Origin of the sequence: Paenibacillus sp. GYB006 (assembly GCF_036577645.1) — a bacterium.
Taxonomy (GTDB): domain Bacteria; phylum Bacillota; class Bacilli; order Paenibacillales; family Paenibacillaceae; genus Paenibacillus.
The window spans coordinates 1-4,883 of sequence record NZ_JARBDA010000037.1; the positions used below are offsets into that span (position 1 = coordinate 1).

The window sequence follows — 4,883 nt, forward strand, 5'->3', positions numbered from 1 at the left end:
AAGATGTGTGTAGCTCATGGCGGATTCTCCTTGTAGGTGTTGTGTGGTAACTCCATTCTACACGAATCCGGCCATGGGCCATTTTTAATTTTGAACTAGGTGTCGCACTTCATATTACAATCCGTCAGATAGAAAAGACATTAATACCACTATAAAACTACAAAAGCATCCAAAACGGCACAATCACCGTTTTCAGACATTGAACCAAAGATAGACGGTCACCGCTTGATATATTCAAACCAAGTTATATATAAGACACCGTACAGAATGCCTAAGACAGTATCCAGAGCTCCTAGAGAATCCATTTAATAAGGACATTGTTTTAAATGGTGAGATAGCATGTGTAGATCCAGAGACAGGATGGGTAGACTTCGAACTTGTTATGAAGAGATTCCTAGCGAGGTAAGAGGATAAGATTAACCTATACACACGAGCCTTACCTGTTACTTACGTAGTATTCACTATGATGGACAGGATACTCATAAGCTTCCGTATTGCCGCAAATTTCTTCATGCTAAGCACCTGTCATTATTCTATAAATCACAATAAAAGGTAAGTTAAAAATTGACATGTCCGCTTATAAGTGTCCAAAAGTAGAATTTTATAGCGCTTCTTAAAGTAACCCACAATATAAAATAGACCCTTCAACACGAGAAGAGTCTATTACTAATCAATCTACTTATTTTTCACAAGCTATACCGTCTTTGTCCCTATCACTTTTTTTATTGGCTTCATATAGAGCTTTAGAAACATGAGGTTTATATTTCGTTTTTCCACCTTTATTTTTGGTTGATGATGAACGAGCTACGCCGCCTTTATATACCTTATTCAACTCTGTGCAGTTTTTATATGTAACTACTTTCTCTTTTGCTTCTGCTACGCCAGTTGATCCTATCGTTGGTCCAATAATAAGTCCAAGAGATAAAACAGCCACAAATACCTTCTTGATATTAATAGTAACACTTCCTCTCTACAGTATAATGCTAATTAACTATACCTCTATCATCCTTCTCCTTCAATATATTGGTATTGGATATTAATTAACACAAACTATAACGGAGAGTACTGATTGAACTACCCTACAAACCTTACTCATCTCTACACGCTTAACTGGATATACCATGGATTTTGAAATCACAATTAAAAAAAGCCGCTAAAATAGCGACTTTACGCGTTATTAAACCAGTCCCTATACTCAGAAACGATCTCAATTATATGTATTTTATTTGTAATATGAGGTTGGCAAAATTACAAATTCATGTTCTCCGTTATCGAAGTTCTTGAGGCTAATCATAATCTTTTTAACATCCGTTACGTTAACTTCTAATGAAGTTACCTTTCCCGGTTCGACAGAGATATTCCCTAAACTTCTATCATCAATTAAATCTTCGAACACAGTTACTTCGACCGTTTCTTTTGGTGCAAATAGATCTAGATGCAAAGTTTGATATTTCTTATCCGGTGTTGAGTAATCATGAGCAAAAGCAGAAAATTTTGTATACAGCACTTCTTTGTATTCTTTGCCCTCAATATTTGTATAACTCTTATTTCTTGTATTACTGAAGTAATCATAATTAAAACTTACTTGTTGGAACGGTGTCTTTACGCCCTTCTCCCCAATATTAATCTTGCCAGTCTTCGAATCCACGGTAATGTTCGTTTTCGTCGCTTCCTTAACGACACCGATCGGCAAGTATGTCGTGCCGTTAATTACAACTGGCTTTGCAGTGGTTTTAGCGGTCCAGTTTTTCCCGTTAAGCGTGTACTTGAGATTCGAAACCGTCGCCTTGACAGTTTGCGTGTTGGCTGCGAAAGCCACCGAACTACTGAGCAATAAGAATGCGGATAGCAAAACAGTTACTCTTTTCAATTTCATCTTTCTTACCGTCTCCTTTTATGTATTATTTTTACATCTATTAAAAATATCGGTTAATCAGACGATATAATTAACAAGAACTGTAAAAATAATTAAACAGGGATAGTGCACTATTATATCTAAATAATCCCATAAACTTCACAAAAGGAGCATGATGATATTGCAAAACAAACATTCTATGAAGACGCTGACTGCCGATGACCAGTTGTACACGGCGAAGATGGACGCTAAACCCATCTTTATATACCTTAATAAGGAGCTCTATGGAAGAGGTGTGATCGAGAGGATTACTGAGGATAGCATAAAGGTGAAAGGCGAATATTTTATGCGCGGGGTTTGCGAGTTTAAATGCGAAGGATAACTAAGATTTGAGGCACTTACTTCTCTATACTTACTACTTGATACTAATATCTTGGACGGAAACCAGATATTCTCCTTAGCTAGTCCAACAAACGACTGCTTCCAGATTTCTGATATCTCACAATCCTAACCTGAAAAGCCACATTTTTAACGTCAAAAGCCACATGAGAATAAAAATGTGGTCTAAACTTTGCTGTAACGAAACAGGGAGCAGCTGCCACAACTGGCAAACTGCTCCCTCTATTTTGAACTAACGTTTTACCGTTAGTTCAATCAATATTTGGATTAGACCCTTTACTTTTAGGGATAATGGCATTTTTATTTAATGTTAATAACTAGAATTTTCCTTTAGTGGAGGAATGAGATATTAGAACTTGATCCAAGCCAGCCAGTGCAAGATAAGAGATACATACAAGGATGTTATAACAGGACAAGTATTTGTAGTTAAAGAATATGGTCACACGCCAATCTTTGAGTATCTTGGTCATCTGGGGAATTACACAACTACTCTAAAAATATCTAAATAAACTTTGATCCTAATATAAAAAGAAGGTCGATAGACCTTCTAATTTTTTGCAATCATAATTATTGCCATCGACCATATTGTTAAACTAAAACTAAGGGAGATGAATATTCTTCTTGCTTGTGGCTGTTTCCCATCAAGCAAAAAGTAAAAAGACATATAAAGAAAAATAGGTAAAAGAATTGATGCAAAAACTACTGCTGCACTTGCCAAAAAAATCATCCTCATTCAATTAGAATCAAAAGGTAATAGTACAGGAGTTTCTGCTGGGAGTCCATTTATAATACGGAAAGTTAACTATAGTGAATGAAATTATCAAATAAGAAGAGAAGATTAGGAAGCTAGCGTGAACACATAAGCAAATTGATAATTTCTGATGCCTACACTAGAGAGGAATTAAAGAAAAAGTAATTCGCGGTGCCCTCCGTTTAGGGTGCAGGAATAGGCAACCGGTCTGTTGATCGGTTGCTTACTTTTTCTAATTAAACCTAAGTTGGACTACAGTGATTTGTGAAAATTTTGATTGAAAGAGCAGCTTTTAGAATTTATAAAAGAAAATCCATTCATAAAATAAATCCACTCGTGGTTTAACCTGTCTTTATTTCATAATTAATTATAGCTTAGTTAAACAAACGATCAATATCCTTTGCTAACCTTTCAGAATCGAAGTCCTCTTTAAATTTCTTCTTTATTTCTCTAACAGCTCTAATCAAATTATCGACTAGTAACCTTATTTGAGAATCAAGATCAACTTCCCTAAAAGTCGCATGATCAATTCTCAGACGAATATCAGAGTCCTTATCTTTCTTCAAGTAAGTTATTTTTTCATTAAAAAGACCCTCTTCAACAAGCTCATCACTTGCGATCATAAAAATTATCCCCAATATTTTTAAGCCAGGACCGTAATCCTGTGAGTTTAGTGATGTATTTAATTTTTTTAAAACAATATTCTCGATCTCAGAATAGGCCTTTTCTACATCCTCCATAATTTCTCCAGTGAAGTAAAATTCCATAATATGATCCCTTCCTATTACCAATCGCTTTTATTTAGCTTCGGTCTTTCCCCATTATTATTTTTCTCATAATTTTTTCAGTTGCCATTGATGTATCTGTTTCTTTGTCCGTAGCCATAATGACCATTGTATAATTATTCTCACGGTAGCGTTTTTGCATATACCTTTTAGTTCCTCTTGCATATGCATAGCGTATAAGAGATTGGAAGCAATATATTATATGGAGAGGATAATTTTTTCTCTGCTGTTGAAATAGAGCGTTTTAGAATTGGTAGAAAACAATTTTAGTTTCAATCAATTAAAACCACAAGTGGTCAATGATAATTTTAGAATGATCCATTAAAAGAAGCAGCGGCAGACCAAGACTCGATAAATGAGGTCTTAGTCTGCCGCTATTGTCGTTCAACTAACGTTTTACAGTTAGTTGAATAACTTCCGTTCTATCATTGCATTTATCAAATCAACGTTTTGGTTTTTCAATCTGGGTACTTCTTTGCTTAATTTCACCACCAAAGCCCCATCCCTTTGCTTCAAGAAACTCAGTATATGCGTCTAAAAAGTCATTAATATTAATTGACTCCTGAAACCTTTTATCTATGACATTACCGTCGATTTGTATTTCCGCAAGTTTCGCTTCATCTAGGTTTACTTCATTTTCCCACACTGGTTTCCATGAAGGGTCTTGTTCGTAATCGTTTCTTGGAACTACGTTGTCTAAAGATTTCTTTTCCTTAGCCGCAAATTTCATAAAGTTTCTTTGTGCTTGCCTCAAACATACTGCATTCGCACCGCCCCAATAATCTGGGTTTTCATTCATTACAGCATCCTCTTGCCAATTACAAACATCGCAAGTCTCATATGTTCCAGGTGGTTCTTCATCAAGAGTTTTATACCCACAACATGGACAAGTATATTTGGTCATGAAATCACTCCTCTTATGAGATTTAACATGGAAAAAAGGAACTTCTATGTTCAAGCCCCTCCACTATCGTTTTTCCGTTAGAATTCCTGTAAAACGAAAAATTTGGAGTTTGAATAAAAAAGAGCACCTCAGTAAGATGGGGTTACGCACGAGGTCATTGCCTCAAAAAGCCCATCTAGGAGGTCGCTC

Annotated in this window: 6 protein-coding genes and 1 pseudogene; 1 reads left to right on the forward strand and 6 read right to left on the reverse strand. The window is 35.7% G+C overall.

Features of this window, described 5'->3' with window-relative positions; all coding sequences use genetic code 11:
• Positions 1-679: 679 nt before the first annotated feature.
• Together PV403_RS24685 and PV403_RS24690 are read right to left on the reverse strand one after the other, a co-directional pair.
• A complete protein-coding gene (locus PV403_RS24685; protein WP_191805088.1) occupies positions 680-949 on the reverse strand; it encodes an excalibur calcium-binding domain-containing protein in 270 nt (89 codons plus the stop codon).
• Positions 950-1,222: 273 nt separating this feature from the next.
• On the reverse strand, positions 1,223-1,876 hold the full coding sequence (locus tag PV403_RS24690) for a stalk domain-containing protein (protein ID WP_332086279.1): 654 nt from the start codon (positions 1,874-1,876) through the stop codon (positions 1,223-1,225).
• A 160-nt stretch (positions 1,877-2,036) separates the two neighbouring features.
• Here PV403_RS24690 and PV403_RS24695 point away from each other — a divergent pair, with 160 nt between their 5' ends.
• Positions 2,037-2,237, forward strand: a complete 201-nt coding sequence (locus PV403_RS24695) for a hypothetical protein (protein WP_191805062.1) — start codon at positions 2,037-2,039, stop codon at positions 2,235-2,237.
• Between the two features lie 564 nt (positions 2,238-2,801).
• Here the strand turns inward: PV403_RS24695 and PV403_RS24700 are convergent.
• From PV403_RS24700 to PV403_RS24715, 4 genes and pseudogenes are all read right to left on the reverse strand, one after another.
• Positions 2,802-2,972 (reverse strand): hypothetical protein, encoded by a 171-nt coding sequence (locus PV403_RS24700; protein WP_191805064.1) that lies wholly within the window; start codon positions 2,970-2,972, stop codon positions 2,802-2,804.
• Positions 2,973-3,379: 407 nt separating this feature from the next.
• Positions 3,380-3,772 carry an Imm44 family immunity protein gene (locus tag PV403_RS24705; protein ID WP_191805066.1) on the reverse strand — a complete coding sequence of 131 codons (393 nt, stop codon included), beginning with the start codon at positions 3,770-3,772 and terminating at the stop codon, positions 3,380-3,382.
• A 34-nt stretch (positions 3,773-3,806) separates the two neighbouring features.
• Positions 3,807-3,932: a hypothetical protein gene (locus PV403_RS24710; protein ID WP_283771331.1), complete on the reverse strand. Its 126-nt coding sequence runs from the start codon at positions 3,930-3,932 to the stop codon at positions 3,807-3,809.
• 501 nt (positions 3,933-4,433) lie between these two features.
• A pseudogene (locus PV403_RS24715) lies at positions 4,434-4,694 on the reverse strand (CPCC family cysteine-rich protein); the annotation flags it as partial.
• Positions 4,695-4,883 lie beyond the last annotated feature (189 nt).